Origin of the sequence: Akkermansia sp., from assembly GCF_020860705.1 — a bacterium.
Lineage (GTDB): Bacteria > Verrucomicrobiota > Verrucomicrobiia > Verrucomicrobiales > Akkermansiaceae > Akkermansia.
The window spans coordinates 34,882-55,918 of the sequence record NZ_JAJBTT010000032.1; the positions used below are offsets into that span (position 1 = coordinate 34,882).

Genomic DNA, 21,037 nt, shown 5'->3' on the forward strand with positions numbered 1-21,037 from the left:
GGGTGAAAAAGGATGAATGCAGATACTGCCGATGATGGGAGCCACGGTCCCGGCTTCCTGAATATTCGTCTGGGAAGAAACACGGAGCAGGGAGTTCCTGCAATCGTCTTTGCGGGAAGGCTTCTTTTTCATCACGGAGCTTGCAGAAATTATCTCATGCGCTCCCGGCTGCGTCCAGAGCAATTCCCGGATGCGACAGGGAGCATGTTTCCTGTGGTTGAAAAGAGTAGGGGACGTTTACGGCAATTACGTAGTGCATGGAGTCCGTCTTTCCGCAGTTCCCGCCTTATGACATGCAAATTGGCAGGGAAAAGGGGGAAGGAGGGACCGGGAGACTCCCGGAAGAAGGAAAGGCGGGAGACGGCGTGCCATCCCGCCCAAAGGAGGCAACAGGAAAAGGGCTGTTTTCCTTGAAGAACGGCTTCCTCCGTTCTGAATCTTGTTGCATTATTTTTTCTCCTATGATGGAATCGTCTGATGAACAAGTGGTTTTTGTTTTCCTTATGTATATTGTTCAGTGCCGTGTTTTCCCCTTTGCAAGCAGGGGAAGACAAGGACTCTTCCCCTGACAGCGTCCGGGAACGGATTGATTCTTCCGTGTGGATCAAGGGTGAATCTCCCCACCTGACGCCCGTCTGCTTTACAGGAGTCATCAGCAAACGGGATACATGGGAAATCAACATTCTTTCCCTCAATGGACATGAACTGCCGGAACCGATGAATGTGGCTTTGGAGAAGGAGCCTGAAGGATTCCCGTCTGCAACAAGCACGCCCTGCTGCGGGATCATTCCCGTCCTGGTTCCCTGCGGAGCGGAAGGGGATCCCATCCGCTGGCGGGATGCGGGGGCTTTTCCTTCTGTGGTGATGGAAAACACTCCCCAGACTCTTTCTTGTTTGCAGGATGCCGTTTTGCAGAGTTATCAGCATCATGTGATGAGATCCCTGAAAATGTCCGCCAGCCTTCTGGATCGGATGACGGATGAAAAACAGACGTTGGCCCTGGAAAAAAACTGGACTTATGAAGTCCAGGAATGGTTGTTCTGGATCTTGATGGAAAGCAGCCTCCCCCTTGAGGCAAGAATGGATTATATCAAACGTAACCTGGCGGACCTGGAACAAACTCAGAAAGAAGCGGAGGCCTGTCTTGAAAAGATTCACAGCTTCCGGAGCAAGCCGTGGAGCAATAAACTGCGTTTATTGCATCTCTTTTAATGATTCCTCCGGGGATGGGCATGATTAGATACTTGATGAACCAGTTGTACAGGCTTCCAAACAGAATCATTCCCGGGAATGATAAAACATGAGCATGAAAAAAATCATTAAGTATCTGGTTTTCTTTATTTCGGGGTGGTTTGCCTGCTCCGTGTTTACGGCTGTCCGCAACACGGTTGATGGTGAAATGACTGAGGAGATTTGTGATACAGTCCGCGTGTGGCCGTTTGAAATTCATGTGGGATGCGATCAGGGAACGCCCACCAGGGAATGCCGTTTTTTCAATTATCCCCTGTTGGTGCATATGGTTTCATCTCCGGAAGAGCCCGTGTGGATAGATGACTGTTTCATGCTTGGTTCAATGGATGAAACGGTTCCGGCATCCTTCCGCGGGGAGTATGTCAAAGCTCCGGACGGCTGGAATGTCCGCATCCTGTCTCTGAATGGAAAGAAGCTGCAAAAGCCGGTCATGGTGAAACCGGGGACAGATGATTCGGATGAAATGCGGAGGGAGGGAAAAGAATGTGCGGGGGTGATGGACGTTATTGTTCCCACCGGGCAGGAGTCTGAGCCGGATACATGGCGCCCAGGCGGTGCGACGCCATGGTTGATGAAGGAGGGCAGTTCCTCCCATGGCCATGAAATGGATGATATCGTACTGAAATATTATCATCGGCAGGAAATGGAGGTCACCAGGCAATATGCGGATATGCTTGATCAAATGGCGAAGGAAAAGGAATCCCCTTTCCTGGTGATGGAACTGGCCGCTTGCGGTTTTCACCGGTTCAGGTGGATGTTGCTGACGGCGTATGTGGACAAAACCGTTTATGCCGGGTATTTCAGGAGGAACCGGGAAGAGCTGGTTCAAGAGTCGGCAGGTGCGGAAAACGAGCTAAGGGGCGCGGTGGAGAGATGGGAGAGCAGCTTGGGCCGCAGGCTGTTGAAGAAAGAAGGAAACCTTCAAATCCGGATGTGGGGCATTCCCGTCCCGTTTTTTGTCAACATCATTTCAGGGACCTGTTCCTCCGGCTCCGGAAGCTGAATGTCCCGGAACGGCCAGGAGCTGAACATCAGCCATTCCGCAGGCTGAAAGATTCCGGGAAAGGGAGGCGAGGCTTCTTGTTCCGTCGTCCGCGTCCATTCCCGGAAACGGGCTTGTCCGGCTTTGGCAAACATGAAGGCGGCCATTGACACGGGGGGAGGCAGCAGGTACTCTCCTGCGGCATATAATGATCAGTTTTACCAATATCAGCGGGGCCGAGGAGATTGGGGCCAATTGCTATTTGCTTGAAATGGACGGCACCCGGATCGTGCTTGACAGCGGAATGCACCCCAAGAAGGAGGGGCGGGCGGCCATGCCGGATTTCGATTCCCTGGAAACCAATTCCGTGGAGGCCGTTTTTTTAAGCCATTCCCATCTGGACCACCTGGGAACGCTGCCCGTGCTTCAGGAGAAACAGCCTGCGGCGGATGTGTTTATGACGCCTGCCGCCGCCGCTCTCTCTGAAGTCATGCTGCACAATTCCGTGAACGTGATGAGCGCCAAAAGGCTGGACCTGGGCATTGTGGAGTATCCCTTTTTCACCCATAACGATCTGGACAGGCTGAGCGATGCCTGGCATGCCAAGTCCTGCAACGAGGCGTTCCGCGTAGGATTCCGCCAGAACGTGCTGGCTACGTTTTACGACGCCGGCCATATCCTGGGGTCCGCCGGCGTGATGCTGGAGGGAGAAAGCGGCCACACCGTGTTTTACACGGGCGACGTGCAGTTTGAAGACCAGAGCATGATTCCCGGAGCGGATTTCCCGGAATCCGGCGTGGATACGCTGATTATGGAGTGTACGCGCGGCGGCTTCCAGCGGAGCGCGCATTATTCCCGCCCGGAAGAAATGGTGAGGTTTGGAAAGGCGATTGCGGAGACGCTGGAACGCGGCGGCGCGGTGCTGATTCCGGTATTCGCCATCGGCAAGAGCCAGGAGATGCTGTTCAATATCCACCGTTTCAAGCAGCAGGGGGTCATTCCCGCCAAGACGCCCGTGTACTTCGGCGGGTTAAGCGCCAAGGTTTCCCTGCTGTATGACCGTTTTGCCGGGCTGACGCGGAGGCACGATCACGAGTTCAAGCTGAAAGAGGAGATTCAGACCATTCCGCTGCCGCGCAAGGGAAAGGCCCCCCTGGTGTGCTCTCCCGGTAATATTTATGTGGTTTCCAGCGGCATGATGACGGAGAACACACTCTCCAACGTCATGGCGGAGCAGGTGCTTCCGCAGGAGAAGAACGCCATCCTGTTTGTGGGGTACGCCGATCCGGATTCCCCGGCCGGCCAGCTGAAGGCCGTTCCGGAAGGGGAATTGGTGAAGATGCGGCCCAACGGGCAGCCGGTGCGCCGCCATTGCACCGTGGATTGTTTTGATTTTTCCGGGCACGCCACCCGCGACGCCCTGGTCAATTATGCCGTGAAGCTGAATCCCAGGCAGGTGGTTCTGGTGCACGGAGACCCGGACGCCGTGGAATGGATGCACGATACGCTTTCCGCCAGAATGCCGGATTCCACGATCATCGCCCCCGTGCCGGGACAGCGCTACACGTTTGAGCCATGAGTTTTACCGGAGAGAGAAAAGGCCGTCTGATCGTTTTTGAAGGCATAGACGGGACCGGCAAGTCCACTCAAATTGGCCACTTGCGGAAGCATCTGGAAGAAAGGGGGCTGGAAGTGGTGCAAAGCTTTGAACCCACCCGCGGGCAGTGGGGCCGGATGCTACGGGATTCCGCCGTAACGGGGCGCCTTTCCGTGGAGGAGGAAGTGGACCTGTTCCTGAAAGACAGGCGGGAGCATGTGGAAACGCTGATCGCTCCGGCCCTGGCGCGCGGAGCGTGGGTGCTGCTGGACCGCTATTACCTTTCCATGATGGCCTATCAGGGCGCCCGCGGGGTGGACCCGGCCGCCATCCGCGCCGCCAATGAGGAGTTTGCCCCGGTGCCGGACGCCGTCGTCTGGCTGGATATTCCCGTTTCCGTGGCGCTGGAGCGCATCGGAGACCGTGGGGAACGCGACGCGTTTGAGACGGAAGCCGGGCTTGCCGCCTGCCGCCATGTTTTTGCTTCCATCCATGAACCCTGGATGCTCCGCGTGGATGCGGACGCCGGGAAGGAGGAAGTGACGGCAAGAGTGCGGAAGGCCCTTTCCGGGCATTTTCCCGAAGTGCTTAGTGAATAGGCGTTATTTCATAGCCTGGTGCCGGGAATTTTTCCTTTAACAGTTAATCCCCGGGTTCGGTCACTGCGCCGCAGGCGCATAAACCGTCGGGTCCGGGATTCCGGCTTCCCTGAAGGCTTCCCGGCGTTCCATGCAGGTGGAGCAGGTGCCGCAGTGGACGGCTCCGCCCTTGTAGCAGGAGTAGGTGTGGGAGAAATCCACGCCCAGTTCATGGCCCAGGGCGGCGATGCCCCCCTTGGACGTGTGAATGAAAGGGCGCAGGATGCCCAGGCCCGCATAGGTTCCCAGGCGGATGGCCTCCGTCATGGCGGCCATGAAATTCTCCCGGCAGTCCGGGTAAATGCTGTGGTCCCCGGAGTGGGCCGCGATGACGAGCTGTTCCGCTCCATGGCTTTCCGCGATGCCTGCCGCGATGGACAGGAAAATGCCGTTGCGGAAGGGAACGACGGTCTGTTTCATCAGCTCTTCGTCATAGGAGCCGTCCGGGATGTCGTCCGCGCCGGAGAGCAACGCGGATTTCAAATGGGGGGCAATGGAGGAAATATCAATCACGCGGTGTTCAATGCCCAGGCTGGCCGCCTGCCAGGCGGCGCATTCCAGCTCCCGTTCCGCATGGTTGGAAGCGTAGTTGAAGCTGAGGGCCACCCGGGCATGGTGGTTCCGGTGGGCCCAGTGCAGGGCTACGCTGGAGTCCAGCCCTCCGCTGAGCAGCACGGCGGTTTCCTTTTTATCCATGGCGCGGGTTAAAGGGGGCGGTTTTCAGGGTTGTGCTCGGCCATGGCGGTCAGCTGGATGCCGCCGCGGGGGGAGAAACGGCCTTCCACCTTCAGCCAGCGCGGGGAGATGGCGGCCACCAGGTCATCCGTAATGCGGTTGACGATCTGTTCGTTGAAGGCCGGATAGTTGCGGTAGGAAGCCAGGTAGTATTTGAGGGACTTGGTTTCCACGCATTTCTCCTCCGGAACGTAGGTGATCGTCAGGCGGCAGGAATCCGGCTGCCCGGTGACGGGGCAGAGGGAGGAGAATTCATGCGTTTCCAGCGTGATGGTGTAAGGGCGCGTACCGCGGTTGGGGAAGGATTCCAGCTTGGCGTCGTCAGGGCTGGTGAAGAAGGAACTCTGGGAACCGAGGAGGGTCAGGTTGTCAGACATGGATGGTGGATGTGGTAATGGATGCGGATGTTCAGTTTTCCTGCACGGAACCGTCTTTTTCCTGAACGGGTTCCCTGCCGGGGAATTCTTTCACGTACAGGTCCTGTTGGGGGAAAGGGATGGAGATGCCGTGTTCGTTGAACGCATTATAGATGTGTTCCCGCACGGAGGAAAGGCTGGATGACTTCGTCATGACGGGAATCCATACCCACACGCCCAGATTGACGGAGCTGTCCCCGAAGCTGTCCAGCACCACGCTGGTTTTTTTCACCTTGGACAGGAAGGGCAGGGAGGCCAGTGTCTCCAGAATGATTTTGCGTGCCAGTTCCACATCCGTTCCATAGGAGATGCCCACCTCCACCTTCACGCATTCGAATTTGTGGTTGCGGGTCATGTTGCGGAAGTTCTTGTTGAAGAGCTGGGAGTTCTGGAAGGCGATGATGGAGCCGTCCAGCGTTTCAATCATGGTGGAACGATAGCCCAAGGAGGAGACGCGGCCCCGGTAGCCGTCGCATTCAATCATGTCCCCCTGCCGCAGGCGCCCCAGCATCAGGGAGAGGCCGCTGATGATGTTTTCAATGGTGTCTTTCAGGGCGAAGCCGATGCCCATGCTCAAGCCCCCCATGACCATCAGCAGCCCGTTGTAGTTGGCGTTCATGATGATCAGGGCCGTGAAGACGAAGAGTCCCCACAGGAACAGGGAGGAGAGCGTCACGAAGGTGGGGACGATGCCCACTTCATAGTTTTCTCCATAGATTTCATGCAGGGTGTTTTTACCGACGAAGATCAGGTAGTTGAGCACAATGGCGATCAGGATGACCGTGATGAGGTGGCTCCAGCTGAAGGTGAGCAAATCCTTGATTTCCGTGGTGGCGTAGATCTTGTTGATGATGAGGTCCCCCATGTCGAAGGTGGCTGCCGGCCAGATGATGCTGAACAGGATGAGGAAGATGGCCAGGCAGGGGAGCACCAGCTTGGAAACGAAGGGGCGGAACCACAGGATGGCCTGCTTGTTCCGTTCCTTCCGGCGGTTTTCATAGTGGTGGAGCAGATCCCACAGCCCCACCAGGAGCAGGATGCTGGTCATCAGCATAATCCACGTCATCAGCACCAGGAAGGCCATGAAGCTGAATCCGGCCCAGCACAGGCCGCTGCCCAGGATGGTGAGCACCAGGGAGATGGTGGAGAAAAAGCGGTCCAGCCGCGGCAGCTTGTGCCTTTGCCGCACCCAGGTCAGCAGGGAGAAGAGGGAAACCAGCGTGAACAGGACGGGCATGAAAATATCCACAATGATGTTGGGCGCCATGAACATGCGCAGCAGCATGAAGAAGCCCCCCAGGAGCAGGTAGGGCATGTAGATGCGTATGCCGGCATTGATGGTGCCGTATTGGAGGCGCGTCACCAGGGAGAAGAGGATGGCGCTGACCAGAAGGAGGAATTCCGCTCCCAGGGAGGCCGCGCTTTTCAGCAGGTAGTCCGGCGTGCGCAGGGAGGCAAGGACGAGAACCAGGGCTACAAGGAGGATGGTGGTGACGTTGGTGAAGGCGTTGCGCTTGTTGTAGTTCCCCGTCTTTTCCAGCGTTTTTTTGAAGCCCAGGAAGACGATGAAACGGGACAGCCAGTAGGAGCAGAAAATGATGCCCAGCAGGATGAGCCCGTAATGCTTGAGCGTTTCCGAGTCCGACGGAAGCTGAAGCTTGCTGTCTGCGGACGTTTCCCACGCCGCCATGCACAATTCATAGGTCTTGAGCGGCTTAAGGAAGATATACTTGGCCGCAGAGGATGGAGTGTAGAATACCCTGTTGAACAGGGAGGTGAACAGCTTGCTGCTCTCGTTGTTCAGGCTGTCTATCTTGTCGCCCAGATTGTTGAACAGCTCTTTGAGGTAGAGGAGTTGCTCCTTTTCCTTTTGGAGGGTGTCTTCCAGGGAGCGGCAGGTGTGCAGGGCTTCGTCCCTCTGCACCAGGGAGGGCTCCGACAAGTTGTCCGTATTGACTTCTTCCAGGGATTGCGTCAGTTTGTTGATGCGCCCTATTTCCTTGTCCAGCCGTTCCTCCTGTCCCTGGAAATCGGGCCTCTGGGCGTAATAGAGTTTGACCAGCCTTGTGGCAGCCTTGCAGTAAAAGGCCAGCGTAAAGATTTTCTGATCGTCCAGGGCGTACAGCACGGCGGACATTTCATACACCCTGGTGTCAAAGTAATTGTAAGTGGAGTCCGCTTCCCTCACCAGCATTTCCCGGATGGCCATCCTTTTTTCCTCATTCTTTTTCAGAATGGAAATTTCATGGCACAGGGCCATGATGACGGTGTCCATTTCCGAATGATCCGGCTCTTCCCGGACTTGCGGCTGGGCTGCTTCCTGCACTTGTTCCGGAACGGCGGCAGGTGCCGGCTCCTGTTGTGCCGCAGCATGGCCCGCAGCCATCACCCCCGCCAGGAGGAAGGAGGCGCAGCAGCGGAAAAACGTCCGGTAATCAGGGATGCTCATGAACGGTTTCAGTTCTAGGGGCTGGGGGCATTACGGTCAAGGTTATATTCCCCGCTGCCGGGACGGCGTTGCAGGGAAGCCATGTATTTTCCGGCGAACGGTTCAACCGTTTTTTCCCGGAACCGGGTTTCCTGCAGGCGGAGATGGTTCCATTTATTTCATGATTGATTTTTTAAGGAAATGTTGGATTATATGATAAAAGTTCCATGAATTGTATGAAGAGTCCTGAAATGCTGACCATAGACGCTCATTGCCATTTGTTCAACCACGAGGTTCTTTCCTGGAGGCTGCTGGTGGATTTCATCCTTTCCAGAATAGACCGCCGGAGGGAACTGGCGCGCCTGGAAACCGTGGGAGGCATCAGCGATTTGAAAAGGATCATCCGTTTTTTCAAGACGGGATTCATGGATACGGAGAAAATTTACGGCAAGCTGCTGGCGGAAGGCGCCTGCAATGCCGTCGTGCCGCTGATGTTTGACCTGGATTACTGCATGAAGGGCGCGGATTGTTCCGGCAGGATCATGCGTCAAAAGGCCTGGAAGAAGAACGTCAGGAGAGCATCCCGGACGGAATGGGCCGTGCTCCGCAAAGAACTCCATAGGCAGGGAATGCGGGCCGGAAGAGAGGAAAGAAAAGAACTGGGGGAGATGAAGCAGGACATCCGGCGCCTGTCCAGAAAGACGCAACAGCTCTCCCTGGGGAAACGGGATGCCTTCCAGGCCCAGGAAGAAGAATTGCTTAAACTGGCGGCGGCCCATTCCGGCAGGGTATTTCCGTTTTATGTGGTGGATCCGCGCCGTCCCTCCAACTTCCTGCTCGGTCCGGACGGGGAAATTGATCTTTCCCCCATGACGGACAGGCTGGTTCCGCGCCTGGGAGGGAAGGGCGGTTTTTATGGATTCAAGCTGTACTGCCCCAATGGTTACTCCCCTACGGACCCGGTGCTGATGGCTTTGTATGGGTATTGCGAGCGGCACGGCGTGCCACTGACGGCCCATTGCTCCGGCGGCGGCTTTGCCAGCTTTGCGCCTTCCGTGAGGGTGCACGGCCATGTTTGCCGGGATGGAGAAGTCGTCCCCCATGACGGCGTTCTGGAATTCAAGCATTTCCGGCTGACGGACAAGCTCCGGGTTAAGGAGAAAGCCGAACTTTTGAATCATCCGCGGCTGTGGGAAAAGGTGATGGAGGCTTTCCCTGATCTTCGTTTGAACCTGGCCCACTTCGGCTGCCAGGACGACGGCACGGAATGGACGGAACTGATTTACGGAATGATGGAAAAGTTTCCCGGCCTTCATACGGATTTTTCCTGCATTACGGAGGCCTCCAAGCTCAGGGAAATGAGGGAGTATTTCATCAAGTCTCCCGAAGAGGTGCGCCGCAAATTCCTGTTCGGCAGCGATTTTTATCTGAACCTTCTTTTCCTGGACGGGATGAAGGAGTACATGGAAAACTTCCGGAACATATTCACGGATCAGGAACGCCAGGAATTGATGTCGGTTAATCCGGCGGCGTTTCTGGGGTTGTCCTGACGACGCGCCGCGGGCTCTTGGAGGCAAACTGAAACATGCGCTGTGGTTGCACTGATTTTAAAGAGAAAGAGCGTGTTTGCTCCATAAACGTTGATGTTTTAATGGCCGCAAAGGCTTGCGCCGTTCCCGGCACAAAAAAGAACGCTCCGGAGGGCGTCCGGAGCGTTTGAACGGAAGTCTGATTCCGCAGGAATCAGTTCAGGGAGAAGGAACGGATGCGCTTCACGGATTCCTCCCGGCCCAGCAGGGAGAAGACGGAGGAAAGATCCGGGCCTCCGCTCAGGCCGGTCAGGGCAACGCGGGCGGGGAACATGACGGCTCCCATCTTCACGCCGTTTTCCTTGGCAAAGGCTTTCAGCACGCCGATGAGTTCATGGCCGTCCCATTCCGGTTCCCGTTCCAGCCTGTCCGCCAGTTTGGAAAGCAGTTCCAGGGCTTCCGGCTGGACTTTGGCAAGGGCTTCCGGGTCCATGCTCAGGTTGAAAAAGAAGCGGATTTTATCCGGCACTTCCGCCAGGGTCTGCACCTTCGTCTGTACGGTGGCAATGGCGGCGTCCAGAATCGGGGAGTCCGGCAGTCCGGCATCCAGGCAGAAAGGCCGGGCCTTGGCCGCGAATTCCTCCGGAGCCAGGGCAATGATATGCTGCTGGTTGACCCAGCGGCACTTCGTGATGTCAAATTTGGCGGCGGAGTGGTTGACGGCTTCCAGGGAAAAGCGTTCGATCAGTTCCTGCGGGGAGAAGATTTCCGTGTCGTCCTTGGGAGACCAGCCCAGCAGGGCCAGGAAGTTCATGACTCCTTCCGGCAGAAAGCCTTCTTCCGGATAGGTGCCCAGGGCTGCGCCCACGTCGCGCTTGGACATTTTGGAGCCGTCCTGGTTTAGGATCAGCGGCATGTGGGCGAAAACCGGAGGAGTGACGCCGAAGGCCTCAAACAGCTGGATGTGCTTGGGCGTGTTCATGATGTGGTCTTCCCCGCGGATAACGTGGGTCATCTTCATCTCAATGTCGTCCACCACGTTGACGAAGTGGAAGATGTAGGAGCCGTCCGCACGGCGGATGGCCATGTCCGGGGTGTTGGAGGCGTCCCGGTAGTCAATTGTAATGTCTCCGCAGATCAGGTCATGGAAGGTGACGGGCTTGGAGCGGTCAAAGCGGAAGCGCCAGGCGCCGTCGTCCTCATACACGCGTCCGGCTTCCTGGAGCTTCTTGAAATAGGCGTCGTAAATATCATTGCGCTGGCTTTGGAAATAAGGGCCGCAATCGCCGCCCTTCATGGGGCCTTCATCCCAGTCCAGGCCCAGCCATTCCATGCCGGTAAAGATTGCGCGGGTGGCTTCCTCCGTGTTGCGGGCATTGTCCGTATCCTCAATGCGAAGAATGAAGGTGCCGCCCATCTTGCGGGCGAACAGCCAGTTGAACAGGGCGGTGCGTGCGCCTCCGATGTGGAGGTAGCCCGTGGGGGAAGGAGCGAATCTTGTTCTGACGTGACTCATGATGGGTAAGAGAGTAAGGGCCTGCCTGCCTGCGTCAAGCAGATACAGGGGGACATGCCAAAAAACGGAGGCGCGGCGGCAGAGATGGAGCACAGGCTTTTTTTATGGCGTTGTCGGCCTTGCGGCTTGCCTGGAAGAGGCTTTTAGGATTCATTTAACGCCGTGTTCTTTTTAAAGCACATATTCCGCCTGCGGGAAAAATGGCAGATTCAGAGAGATGATGAGGAAAAACCTTTTCTGGAGCATCTGGACGACTTGCGGACCATGTTGCTGAGGATGGCCCTGTGCCTGACCGTCAGCACGATCCTGTGTGCCGGGTTTGCGTCCAACCTGATGGACATTCTGAGGCATCCCGTCAACCAGGTCTGGGACATGTTTGAGGAATCCCACCTGCCTGCGGGAATTGAACTGGATGCCTGGGGGAAGGCCAAGGAAATGGCCACGGCCATGACGAGCCTGGACGCCGGCCAGCGGAAACTGCTTCTCCGGCAGGTTTCCCCGTCCCTGGCGGATTTGACGGAGGCGGCCCTGGTGCTCCGGGGAGCGCAGCCCCTGCCGGAGGACAGGAAAAAGATTTTTATCAATGACGGCAGCCCCTCCGCTGCCGTGCGGGAGCTGGCGGAGGCCCTGTATGCCAAAGAGGCCGTTTTAACGGACGGGACGGGACGGGGAGCCCTCAAGATGATGAGCGCGTTCCAGCCCGGGGAGGCGTTCATGCTGACCATCAAGCTCTCCCTGTATGCCGGGGTGGTGATCTCCTTCCCCCTGCTGCTGTACTTCCTGCTTCAGTTCATTATTCCGGGATTGCTGGAGCATGAGCGCAGGCTGCTGTACAAGTGCATGGCCATCGGCTTCGGGCTGTTCCTGGCGGGAACGCTGTTCTGCTATTTCATCGTGCTTCCCAGGGTGCTGACCTTCTTTTACACGTATTCCCTGGAGTTCGGCATTTCCAATGAATGGCGCATCGGCTACTACCTGTCCTTCGCCACGCAGATGATCCTGATGTTCGGCCTGGCGTTTGAGCTGCCCGTGGTGGTGATGCCTTTCGTCAAGCTGGGCGTGCTGACCTACGATATGATGAAGGCCACGCGCCGCTACGCCATTGTGGCGATCGCCATTCTGGCTGCGGTCATCACCCCCACGCCGGACGTAGCCACCATGATGCTGATGGCCGTTCCCATGTACGCACTGTATGAAATATGCATCATTCTGGCCTGGATGCATGAGCGCAAGGAAGCGGCCCGCTCCCGGGAGGAAGTCGCCCGGTTTGAAGAAGACTTTGACAATAACAATTCTCCCTACAACCATTAATCCAAATCCAACGACATTATTATCATGAATCTCATGGAAATCATCATCCTGGGCATTGTGGAAGGCCTGACCGAGTACCTGCCGGTCAGCTCCACGGGGCACCTTCTCCTGACGGAATCCCTGCTGAACATGTCCCAGAGCAAGGAAGCGCTGGATGCCCTGGCCGTCTGCATCCAGGGAGGAGCCATCCTGGCGGTGCTGAGCCTGTATTTTCCGCGGGTGAAGACGATGGTGCAGGGCGTGCGCGGGAATAATCCCGCCGGACTGAAACTGCTGGTCAACCTCATTCTGGCCTTTCTGCCCGCCGCCGTGGTGGGCCTCTGCTGCGCCTCCCTGATTAAGGAATACCTGTTTAATACCTACACGGTTGCCTATTCCTGGATTGTGGGCGGCGGTGTGATTCTGGCGTATTGCGCCTGGCGCGCCAGGCAGGGGCGTTCCAATGAAGGAAATGCCGGCGCTTCCATTGAAAGCCTGACCCCGGCCAAGGCGCTGACGGTAGGTGCGCTCCAGTGCGTAGCCATGGTTCCGGGCACCAGCCGCAGCCTGATGACCATGCTGGGAGGCATGTTCGTGGGGCTGAGCGTGGAGGCCGCCGTGGAGTTCAGCTTCCTGCTGGGGCTGATTACCCTGGGTGCGGCCACGGCCCATGATGCGTACAAGGATGGGGCGCTGATGCTGGAATCCTTTGGATGGGAAGCCCTGGCCGTAGGAACGGTAGTGAGCTGGTTTTCCGCATGGCTGGCCGTCAAGTGGATGGTTTCCTACCTGCAGAAGCACAGTTTTGCCGTTTTCGGCTGGTACCGCATTGCCATCGGCATCGCAACGCTGGTTCTCCTGTCCATGGGGCTGATGCATTAACTTCCATCCCGGCAGTTGAATATCAAGCCGCCGTCCTCTGCGGGCAGGCGGCTTTTTTATTGTTTTCCACTATAGGAAAAGGGATTTGAAAATGTAACCTGATTGTAACACACGGGCCTGATTTTTCAGGCATCATGAAGGCATGAAAGTCATGTGGTGCCTGATAGCCGTATGGGCGGGAATAGCCGGGCCGGCCTCCGCCTGGGAGTCTGATGAGCTGGACGCCCGCAGCATCATTCTGCCGCAGAGTCGCGTGATCCGCCCTGCGGAGCGGATGGCCCGCCAGGCCGTAGCGCTGGAAAAGGTGAATGCCCGCATTCTGGTGAACGGCCGCTGCGCCGTGACCCATCTGGAGCTGAATGTGCGCAACAACGGTTCTTCTCCTGCGGAGGCGGAACTGCTGCTGCCCGTTCCGGAAGGCGTGGTAGTGAAGGGATTTTATTACGGGGACGGAAAGGCCGCCTGGCAGGCGTCCCTGATGCCCGCGGATCAGGCCCGGCGCTTGTATGACCGCATTGTGGCGCGCAGAAAGGATCCGGCCCTGCTGGAATTTGCGGGATTCGGGGCTATCCGGAGCAGCGTGTTTCCGGTACCTCCCCGGGCTTCCGTGAAGCTGGGCATGGTGTACGAACAGATGCTGAACCCCACGGACGGCCGTCTGGATTACGTTCTCCCGAGAACGGAAGCCCTTTCCGGTGGCGTTCCGTGGACGGTGCGGGTGGAGCTGGCTCCCGGAGAGGACGGCCTGGGAAACGTTTTCATCCCTTCCCATCAGATGGAACGCCATCAGCTGAGGGATGGAACCGTCGTTCTGACCCTGGCGGAGGAAAGGATGAATCCGGGCCCCTTCCGCCTGTCATGGCAGGAAATACGAGGGAAAGAGGGGGAACCCGGTTCCGGGCCTGACATCAGCACTTATGCCACCCCTGACGCCGGAGGCGGAAAAAACGGCTACTTTCTGGCCATGCTGGGCAAGGACGGGGAACCCGGTGAAAACTCCATCCTCCGGGAGGTTACGCTGGTGCTGGACAGGTCCGGCAGCATGCGGGGAGATAAACTTGCCAGGATGAAGGAGGCCGCCAGGCAGATCGTTTCCGGACTGAATCCCGGGGAACGTTTCAACATCATCACTTACAACGAAGGTGTCAATTTATTTGAGGCAGCTCCGGTGGAAAAGAACGAGGCATCGGAAAAAGCGGCCCATGCATGGCTGGATGCCGTCGTGGCCAGGGGAGGCACCAACATTTATGAGGCCTTGGCCGCCGCTTTGTCCCAGCCCGCCCATGAGGGAATGCTTCCCGTGGTTCTTTTCCTGACGGACGGCCTTCCCACGATTGGCCGCACTTCGGAAAAATCCATTGTGGCTCTCGCGGGGGAGGGAAACAAGGCGGAAAGGCGCATTTTCACCATCGGAGTGGGGGAAGACGTCAACGCACCCCTGCTGAGACGCATGGCTGAAGTTTCCGGGGGGCTTCCGTCCTACGTCCTTTCCGGAGAGAATCTGGAAGTCAAGCTGTCACAGGTATTCAACCGGCTGTATGGCCCCGTTTTCCGGAACGTGCGCTATACCGTCTGCTCCCCGGACGGCAGGGAACAGCCGGGAAGGGTGCAGGACGCCATTCCCTCCGGGATTCTGCCGGACATTTATTCCGGTTCTCCCGCCGTTCTGGTCGGCAGGTATGTAGGCACGGGACCTTTTCTTATTAAAGGAACCTGCCTGGACCGGAACAACAGGGAACGGACTTTTTCCATCACTGTGGATCCGCAACGCATCGCCGGAATGAAGGATGATTTTGTAGCCCGGCTATGGGCCGCCCGCAAAATAGGCAGCCTGGAAACCGCCCTGATGGATATGGGAGGAACCCCCTCCGATACGGAAGCGCTGAGGCACAATCCCAAAACGGCGGAACTGGTTGAGGAAATCATGAGGCTCTCCCGGGATTTCGGGATCATGAGTTCGGCCGCTTCGTTTTTTGCCGATGACGGAAGTTCTGCGGATCATGTCTTTCCGGGGACCTCTCTCCGGAGCGGCCAGGTGGGAAGAGTGATGCAGGAATCCCGTGAAGGGATGGATGCCATTGCCCTGCAAGAGAATGCCGTAGCCAAGAAGAGGGAATTGACCCTCAACAAATACAACATCCAGATGGACCGGCGGGGCCGCGCCGTTTCTTTCAGCGGCACGGCCCAGATTGCCCAGAATGGCTATTTCAACAGGAACGGGGTCTGGATGGAAAGCTCCGTGCTTTCCCTGCCGGATGGAGGGCGCGCCGTAAAGACCGTCCAGGTTGGCACGCCGGAGTACGCCGCCGTGGCGGACAAGCTGGTCCAGTCCAACCGCCAGGGGCTGTTGGCCCTGGATGGCTCCGTGATGGTCCGCCTGGATGGAGAAACCTTCCTGATGCAAAACAGTCTTCCGTAAACAAAAAATTAACAATCAACAATGATGAACCGTATTATTACATGTACATTGGGCCTGCTGGGCGCCGGAGCATTCTGCGCGTATGCCGAATTTCCCTCCGTTTCAGCGGATGGCCGGACCGTTCCGGCCGGGAAAGATCAACCTTCGGACATCGTCACTTCCGTGCCATCCGGAAGTGTGACGGTCCAGGATGGGAACGCCCCCGCCCCTCCACAGGGGGGAGAAAAACAGGACGCGAAAACCGGAACCATTCTGCTCACGGTAAAAAGCGGAGGTGGTGAAAAAGCCGCTGTTCCTGCCAACCGGGCTCCCGCAGGAGAACAGGGCCGGGGTTCCTGCATCGAAATAAGCAGGGTTGGGCCGGATCAGGAAGGGACGGTCAACAAGGCTGACTATTCCATAAGAATCTCGGAAGAAGCAACCTCCGGAAAGAAGAAAATAAGCGTGGCTCCCCAACAGGAAAAAACTTCTTCCAAGGAGGAGGTTTCTGAAAAGGGAGAAATGGTTATCACCCAGGCTGCGGCAAAGAACTCCGCCGTCCCGGAAGTCACGCCCATCGTAACCATCGGCAGCATCGGGAAAGAAGACGCTGCCTTCATTGAGATAAACGGGGATGCCCCGGAAAAGGCCAGGGGTGCGGAGAAAACCGCCGATTCCATCATTACCCTGAAAGAAACCGCTCCGGGAAAGATGGAGATCAGCATAAAGCCAAAGGAGGAGGACGCTTCTCCCGGAACCCCTGCCGCTCCGGACCAGGCGGCAGCGGAAAAAGATGACCGGGCCGTTGTCCAGATAGCGCTTCTGCTGGATACTTCCGGCAGCATGGACGGTCTCATTGACCAGGCGCGCACGTACCTGTGGAAAATTGTCAATGACATGACGCTGGCCCGTCAGAACGGCAAGCTTCCCTCCATCCAGATAGCGCTGTATGAGTACGGAAATGACAGGTTGTCCTCCAAAGACGCCTGGATTCGCCGGGTACTTCCCTTCACGGATGATCTGGACAGGGTTTCCGATGAATTATTCAAGCTGAAGACCTACGGCGGCACGGAATGCTGCGGGGCCGTCATTGACCGGGCCGTGAAGGAGCTGGCATGGAATACGGAGGATCCCAATGCCCTGAAACTGGTGTTCATCGCCGGCAATGAACCTTTCAACCAGGGCAGTGTGCCGTATGCGGCTGCAATCGCGCGCGGACTGGAACGGGGCATCACGGTCAATACCATTCATTGCGGCGATGCCGGAGACCCGGATACGCGCCTGTGGAAGGACGGCGCCGCCAGGGGGGACGGCAGTTTCCTCAATATTGATCACAACGCGGCTCCCCCGGAACCGGAAACTCCCTACGACGGAGAGCTCGCCAGGTTGAGCTCCTCCCTGAACACAACCTACCTGGCTTACGGTTCCACGGAGGTTCAGGCTGAAAGAATGGCAAAACAGGAACGCCAGGACAAGCTGGCCCGGGAGTTGTCTCCTGCGGCTTCCGTAGGCCGGGCCAGTGCGAAAGCCAACAAGGCGGCCTACTTCAATACTTCATGGGATCTGGTGGACCTTTATGAACAGAAGGGGAGCCAGGCGCTGGAAGATTTAGGCAATGCGGGACAGCTTCCCCAGGAGCTGGCGGGAAAAACCGCAAAGGAAATGGAAGCCATCGTGAAAAAGAAGGCCGGGGAGCGTGCGGACCTGCAGAAGAAGGTGAAGGAGCTAGACGCTCAGCGCAGCGAATGGCTGGTCAAATGGAAGGCGCAGCAGAACGCTTCCGGCGGAACCAAATCGAATACTCTGGATGACGCCGTTATTCAGGCCGTGCGGCGGCAGGCTTCCAAAAAGCAGTTTTCCTTTGTTGAAGAGAACAAAACAGCAGGAAAAAATTCCCCTATGAATGAAAGAGTGAAGAAATGAGTGCTTCTGCGGGGTTGCCGGGAAACGCCGGCAATCCCGCAGAATTTTACTTGTTGAAAAAACCGGTTTTACCGGAACATTAAAATTTGATAGATTACCCTGTACATGCACCGCTACCGCATTCTGGTCATTGAGGACGATCATGCCATCAGGAACGGCCTGGTGGACGCTCTGGTCATGTCCGGCTATGATGTTCTGTCCGCAAAAGACGGTTATGAAGCTCTGGAGGTGATCCATGCAGAGGAGTACGACCTGGCCCTGCTGGATGTGGTCTTGCCCGGAGCGAACGGTTTTGACCTGTTGAGGCGCATCCGGGAAGACCGGGCCACCGTTCCCGTGCTGATGCTTACCGCCAAGGGCGCGGAGGCGGACAAGGTGAAAGGGCTGAAGCTGGGGGCGGACGATTATGTCGTGAAGCCGTTCAGCCTGCTGGAAGTGCTGGCCAGGATAGAAGCCGTGCTGAGACGGTCCCCGGAACGCCCCTGCAACGTCAACCGCGTCATGCTTCCGGAGGGGCATCTGGATTTTTCCGCCCGCGCCCTGGTGATAGGGGATGAGCGGGTAGTGCTGACGACCAAGGAATTCGACCTGGCGCGCCATCTGGCGGCGAATGCCGGAAGAATCATCACCCGTGAGGAAATCCTGGCAAGAGTCTGGAAGATGGATCCCCGGCTGGTGGAAACGCGGAGCATTGACACTACGATTGCCCGGCTGCGGGAAAAAATGGGGAAAAGGAACGCTGCCGTGATCCGCACCCTGAGGGGGCAGGGATATGTTTGGGAGGATGATGCATGAGCAGCCGTTTTTCCTTCCATTTGCTGCTGTGGTCCTGCCTGCTGATTCTGCTGGGGGTGATGGGGTGGCTGAGCCATTCCATGCTGGATGCGGAAAGGCGCAGGCTGGAGGAAACGCATCAGATCCGCCTGGTGGAGCAGAGCCGCCTGGCCCTGTGGCGCATGGACTCCCTGCTGGCTTCCATGATTGCGGGGGAAAACAACCGTTCTCCCGGAGAATATTTCCCGGGGAATATGCTGGCGGATTCTTTCAGGGAAAAGAATTCCATGCCGGATTTATCCGGCTTTGCCAAACTGTATTTCCAGATAGATCCGCAGGGGAATATTTCCTCTCCACAGAAAGGGACGGAACGGATGGAACATGTCCTCCAGCTGGAAAAATCCGGATGGGGGAACCGCGTTATGGACGCCATGAAGAATTTGCCGGAGCCTTCCTCCATTTCCCGGGAGGAAGCCGTGCCGCAGGAGTCCTATTCTTTTTCCGTTCCGCCTGTGGAGGAAGCGGTACAGGCGGCTTCCGTAACCATTGTGGAGGGAAGGGGCCAGCAGAGGAATGGCTTGCCGTTGGAGCTTGCCGTAGTCCAGCAGGGGATGGAGGACTATAATATGCGCAAAAATCTTTCCAACAGCCAGCAGGAATACAATATCAACATCAAGGTAAAAAAGAAGGCCGTGGAAACTCCGCGCCGAGGGATAACGGAAGCCGGGGGAGCGGGGCGCAAGGCTATTGCAAGGGGGATGGATAAACGGAGCGCGCCGGAACAGGAAAAAGGCCAGGATGGTGCAGCTCCCTTGAAAACATGGGAAAAAGGAGCCGGGGACAAGATGATTCTTCTGGATGCGGACAAAGGGGAATTGGTGATGGGTGGAGAAGAGGTTCAGGTGGAGATTGATGAAAAAAAGGAGAAGCCGGTGAAGGAAAAGGTGCTGGAAACGCACGCCAATCGACGTGAAGAACCCGCCAAAACTCCGGAAAGCTACAGGGAACTCTCCATTTCATCCTTCCAGCCCAGATGGCATCAGGAGAAGGAATGCTTCCTGACGCGCCGCATTTCAGACCACGGTCAGATATGGGTGCAGGGCATCTGGGTGGACTGGGATAAATTGTCCGCCTGTCTTCTGGCGTCCGTAGCCGATATTTTGCCGGAGGCCACCCTGTCGCCGGCCGATGGACAGGCGGACAGCTATCTGACGCTGGCCGGCATTCCCGCCATGCTCAATCCGGGCAATCTTCCCTCCCTGCCGGCCAATTCCCTGCGGACGGTTTGGAATTCCATGGCCATGGCATGGTTCTGCGGGATTCTGGCCCTGTGCGGGGTCATTGGTTTCATGATAGGGCTTATTCGACTGAGCGAACGCCGCGCCGTCTTCGTTTCCGCCGTCACCCATGAGTTGAGAACGCCCTTGACCACGTTCAACATGTATACGGAAATGCTTTCTTCCGGCCTTGTTCCCAGGGGAAAGGAGGCGGCCTATGTGGATATCCTGAAAAACGAGGCGTGCAGGCTGACGCATCTGGTGGACAATGTGCTGAGTTATGCGCGAGTGGAGAAGAATTCGGTCTCTCTCCATCCGGAGAAGATTCCGGTGCCGGACCTGGCTGCCGCCGTCATCGCCCGCATCTCCCCCCGGCTGGCCGCCGCCGGCATGGATTCCCAGCTTTCCGTGGCCCCGGAGTTGCAGAAAGATGCCGTGATGGCGGATATGACCGCCGTGGAACAGATCGTGTACAACCTGGCGGACAACGCCGCCAAGTATGCATGCTTTGACGGCAGCATTCTTAAAGTGGAACTGGAGCGGGAGAAGCGTTTTCTGGTCATCCGCGTGGAGGATGAAGGGAAAGGTATTTCCGATTCCCTGAAGGGAAAATTGTTCCGCCCCTTTTCCCGGTCTGCGGAGGAGGCGGCCGGAAAACAGCCGGGCGTGGGGCTGGGGCTGGCTCTGTCCCGGGAGTTGGCGAGGAGCATGGGCGGAGACTTGTGCCTGGAAGAGAGTTCCGGCCAAGGGTGCCGCTTTGCCCTCAGGATACCCCTTTCCAGAGCGTAAGAAAGGACACCATGAACCGGCATTCCATGCCCCGGAAAAACAATGTTCTTCAAAACTGCGGCCAACCAGGGTTTAATCCCTCCGGAAACATCTGATTATTCCATCACCATGCACCACCTTTGATGAACACGCCATTTTGTCAAAGCTGCGGCATGCCTCTGCGATGCAAGGAGGATTGCGGCACCAACCATGACGGAACCGTCAGCGGGGAATACTGCTGCTATTGCTTCCGCAACGGCGCATTTACTTCAGACTGCACCATGGAGCAGATGATTGAACATTGCGCCCAGTTTGTGGAAGAGTTCAACAAGGACAATGGCTCCTCCTACACCCGGGAAGAGGCCATTGCGGAAATGACCCTGTATTTTCCCACGCTGAAACGCTGGAAAAAAGGGTAGGCCACTTTCTTTTCCATCCATGAAATGGAGGGGAAACCATTTTTTTCCGTTTGCTTTTTATCCGCCTTTCCTGCGCCGCCGGGCATCCATTCTCCGGGGCCATGCATTTCTGCATGATGATCGGAATGGTTGTTCTTTTCATGATTCGGGGCTGTCCTGCTCCGGTTTTTAGACCGTTGCAAGACAGCCCCAGGTAAAAGATCCTTCAGGAGAT

16 protein-coding genes are annotated in these 21,037 nt (G+C 57.0%); 12 read left to right on the forward strand and 4 right to left on the reverse strand.

Annotation, left to right across the window (positions count from 1 at the left end; genetic code table 11):
* Window positions 1-522: 522 nt before the first annotated feature.
* The 4 genes from LIO64_RS06840 (at window position 523) to tmk (ending at window position 4,429) form a co-directional block, all read left to right on the forward strand.
* Window positions 523-1,212: a hypothetical protein gene (locus tag LIO64_RS06840; protein WP_290548696.1), complete on the forward strand. Its 690-nt coding sequence runs from the start codon at window positions 523-525 to the stop codon at window positions 1,210-1,212.
* A 94-nt stretch (window positions 1,213-1,306) separates the two neighbouring features.
* On the forward strand, window positions 1,307-2,254 hold the full coding sequence (locus tag LIO64_RS06845) for a hypothetical protein (protein ID WP_290548697.1): 948 nt from the start codon (window positions 1,307-1,309) through the stop codon (window positions 2,252-2,254).
* Window positions 2,255-2,441: 187 nt separating this feature from the next.
* Window positions 2,442-3,812, forward strand: a complete 1,371-nt coding sequence (locus LIO64_RS06850; RefSeq protein ID WP_290548698.1) for an MBL fold metallo-hydrolase — start codon at window positions 2,442-2,444, stop codon at window positions 3,810-3,812.
* On the forward strand, window positions 3,809-4,429 hold the full coding sequence (gene tmk / locus LIO64_RS06855; RefSeq protein WP_290548699.1) for a dTMP kinase: 621 nt from the start codon (window positions 3,809-3,811) through the stop codon (window positions 4,427-4,429). The genes LIO64_RS06850 and tmk overlap by 4 nt, the downstream gene beginning before the upstream one ends.
* Window positions 4,430-4,489: 60 nt before the next feature.
* Here tmk and queC read toward each other — a convergent pair whose 3' ends face one another.
* From queC to LIO64_RS06870, 3 genes are read right to left on the reverse strand one after another with little or no spacing between them, the layout of a single operon-like run.
* Window positions 4,490-5,164, reverse strand: coding sequence for a 7-cyano-7-deazaguanine synthase QueC (gene queC / locus LIO64_RS06860; RefSeq protein ID WP_290548700.1), 675 nt, complete (start codon window positions 5,162-5,164; stop codon window positions 4,490-4,492).
* An 8-nt stretch (window positions 5,165-5,172) separates the two neighbouring features.
* Window positions 5,173-5,580 (reverse strand): preQ(1) synthase, encoded by a 408-nt coding sequence (gene queF, locus LIO64_RS06865; protein ID WP_290548701.1) that lies wholly within the window; start codon window positions 5,578-5,580, stop codon window positions 5,173-5,175.
* A gap of 31 nt (window positions 5,581-5,611) precedes the next feature.
* The gene (locus LIO64_RS06870) at window positions 5,612-8,068 is read right to left on the reverse strand and encodes a mechanosensitive ion channel family protein (protein ID WP_290548702.1); all 2,457 of its coding nucleotides are present in this window, start codon (window positions 8,066-8,068) and stop codon (window positions 5,612-5,614) included.
* A 215-nt stretch (window positions 8,069-8,283) separates the two neighbouring features.
* Between LIO64_RS06870 and LIO64_RS06875 the strand changes: the two genes are divergently transcribed.
* The gene (locus tag LIO64_RS06875) at window positions 8,284-9,597 is read left to right on the forward strand and encodes an amidohydrolase family protein (RefSeq protein WP_290548703.1); all 1,314 of its coding nucleotides are present in this window, start codon (window positions 8,284-8,286) and stop codon (window positions 9,595-9,597) included.
* Window positions 9,598-9,790: 193 nt separating this feature from the next.
* On the opposite strand, the gene gltX is transcribed toward LIO64_RS06875, so the two are convergent.
* A complete protein-coding gene (gene gltX, locus LIO64_RS06880; RefSeq protein ID WP_290548704.1) occupies window positions 9,791-11,092 on the reverse strand; it encodes a glutamate--tRNA ligase in 1,302 nt (433 codons plus the stop codon).
* Window positions 11,093-11,254: 162 nt separating this feature from the next.
* On the opposite strand from gltX, the gene tatC reads away from it, so the two are divergent.
* The 7 genes from tatC (at window position 11,255) to LIO64_RS06915 (ending at window position 20,823) form a co-directional block, all read left to right on the forward strand.
* Window positions 11,255-12,403, forward strand: a complete 1,149-nt coding sequence (gene tatC, locus LIO64_RS06885; RefSeq protein ID WP_290548705.1) for a twin-arginine translocase subunit TatC — start codon at window positions 11,255-11,257, stop codon at window positions 12,401-12,403.
* Window positions 12,404-12,427: 24 nt separating this feature from the next.
* On the forward strand, window positions 12,428-13,264 hold the full coding sequence (locus LIO64_RS06890) for an undecaprenyl-diphosphate phosphatase (RefSeq protein ID WP_290548706.1): 837 nt from the start codon (window positions 12,428-12,430) through the stop codon (window positions 13,262-13,264).
* 142 nt (window positions 13,265-13,406) lie between these two features.
* Entirely contained in the window at window positions 13,407-15,683 is a 2,277-nt protein-coding gene (locus LIO64_RS06895; RefSeq protein ID WP_290548707.1) for a VWA domain-containing protein, read from the forward strand.
* 21 nt (window positions 15,684-15,704) lie between these two features.
* Entirely contained in the window at window positions 15,705-17,585 is a 1,881-nt protein-coding gene (locus LIO64_RS06900) for a vWA domain-containing protein (RefSeq protein ID WP_290548708.1), read from the forward strand.
* Between the two features lie 105 nt (window positions 17,586-17,690).
* A complete protein-coding gene (locus LIO64_RS06905; RefSeq protein ID WP_290548709.1) occupies window positions 17,691-18,380 on the forward strand; it encodes a response regulator transcription factor in 690 nt (229 codons plus the stop codon).
* The gene (locus LIO64_RS06910; protein WP_290548710.1) at window positions 18,377-20,425 is read left to right on the forward strand and encodes a HAMP domain-containing sensor histidine kinase; all 2,049 of its coding nucleotides are present in this window, start codon (window positions 18,377-18,379) and stop codon (window positions 20,423-20,425) included. The genes LIO64_RS06905 and LIO64_RS06910 overlap by 4 nt, the downstream gene beginning before the upstream one ends.
* A 122-nt stretch (window positions 20,426-20,547) precedes the next feature.
* The gene (locus LIO64_RS06915; protein WP_290548711.1) at window positions 20,548-20,823 is read left to right on the forward strand and encodes a zinc ribbon domain-containing protein; all 276 of its coding nucleotides are present in this window, start codon (window positions 20,548-20,550) and stop codon (window positions 20,821-20,823) included.
* Window positions 20,824-21,037 lie beyond the last annotated feature (214 nt).

Coding starts and splice junctions, on each gene's coding strand:
- LIO64_RS06845 (WP_290548697.1), top strand. CDS start 1,307: ATGAAAAAAATCATTAAGTATCTGGTTTTCTTTATTTCGGGGTGGTTT.
- LIO64_RS06850 (WP_290548698.1), top strand. CDS start 2,442: ATGATCAGTTTTACCAATATCAGCGGGGCCGAGGAGATTGGGGCCAAT.
- tmk (WP_290548699.1), top strand. CDS start 3,809: ATGAGTTTTACCGGAGAGAGAAAAGGCCGTCTGATCGTTTTTGAAGGC.
- queC (WP_290548700.1), bottom strand. CDS start 5,164: ATGGATAAAAAGGAAACCGCCGTGCTGCTCAGCGGAGGGCTGGACTCC.
- queF (WP_290548701.1), bottom strand. CDS start 5,580: ATGTCTGACAACCTGACCCTCCTCGGTTCCCAGAGTTCCTTCTTCACC.
- LIO64_RS06870 (WP_290548702.1), bottom strand. CDS start 8,068: ATGAGCATCCCTGATTACCGGACGTTTTTCCGCTGCTGCGCCTCCTTC.
- LIO64_RS06875 (WP_290548703.1), top strand. CDS start 8,284: ATGAAGAGTCCTGAAATGCTGACCATAGACGCTCATTGCCATTTGTTC.
- gltX (WP_290548704.1), bottom strand. CDS start 11,092: ATGAGTCACGTCAGAACAAGATTCGCTCCTTCCCCCACGGGCTACCTC.
- LIO64_RS06890 (WP_290548706.1), top strand. CDS start 12,428: ATGAATCTCATGGAAATCATCATCCTGGGCATTGTGGAAGGCCTGACC.
- LIO64_RS06895 (WP_290548707.1), top strand. CDS start 13,407: ATGAAAGTCATGTGGTGCCTGATAGCCGTATGGGCGGGAATAGCCGGG.
- LIO64_RS06900 (WP_290548708.1), top strand. CDS start 15,705: ATGATGAACCGTATTATTACATGTACATTGGGCCTGCTGGGCGCCGGA.
- LIO64_RS06905 (WP_290548709.1), top strand. CDS start 17,691: ATGCACCGCTACCGCATTCTGGTCATTGAGGACGATCATGCCATCAGG.
- LIO64_RS06910 (WP_290548710.1), top strand. CDS start 18,377: ATGAGCAGCCGTTTTTCCTTCCATTTGCTGCTGTGGTCCTGCCTGCTG.
- LIO64_RS06915 (WP_290548711.1), top strand. CDS start 20,548: ATGAACACGCCATTTTGTCAAAGCTGCGGCATGCCTCTGCGATGCAAG.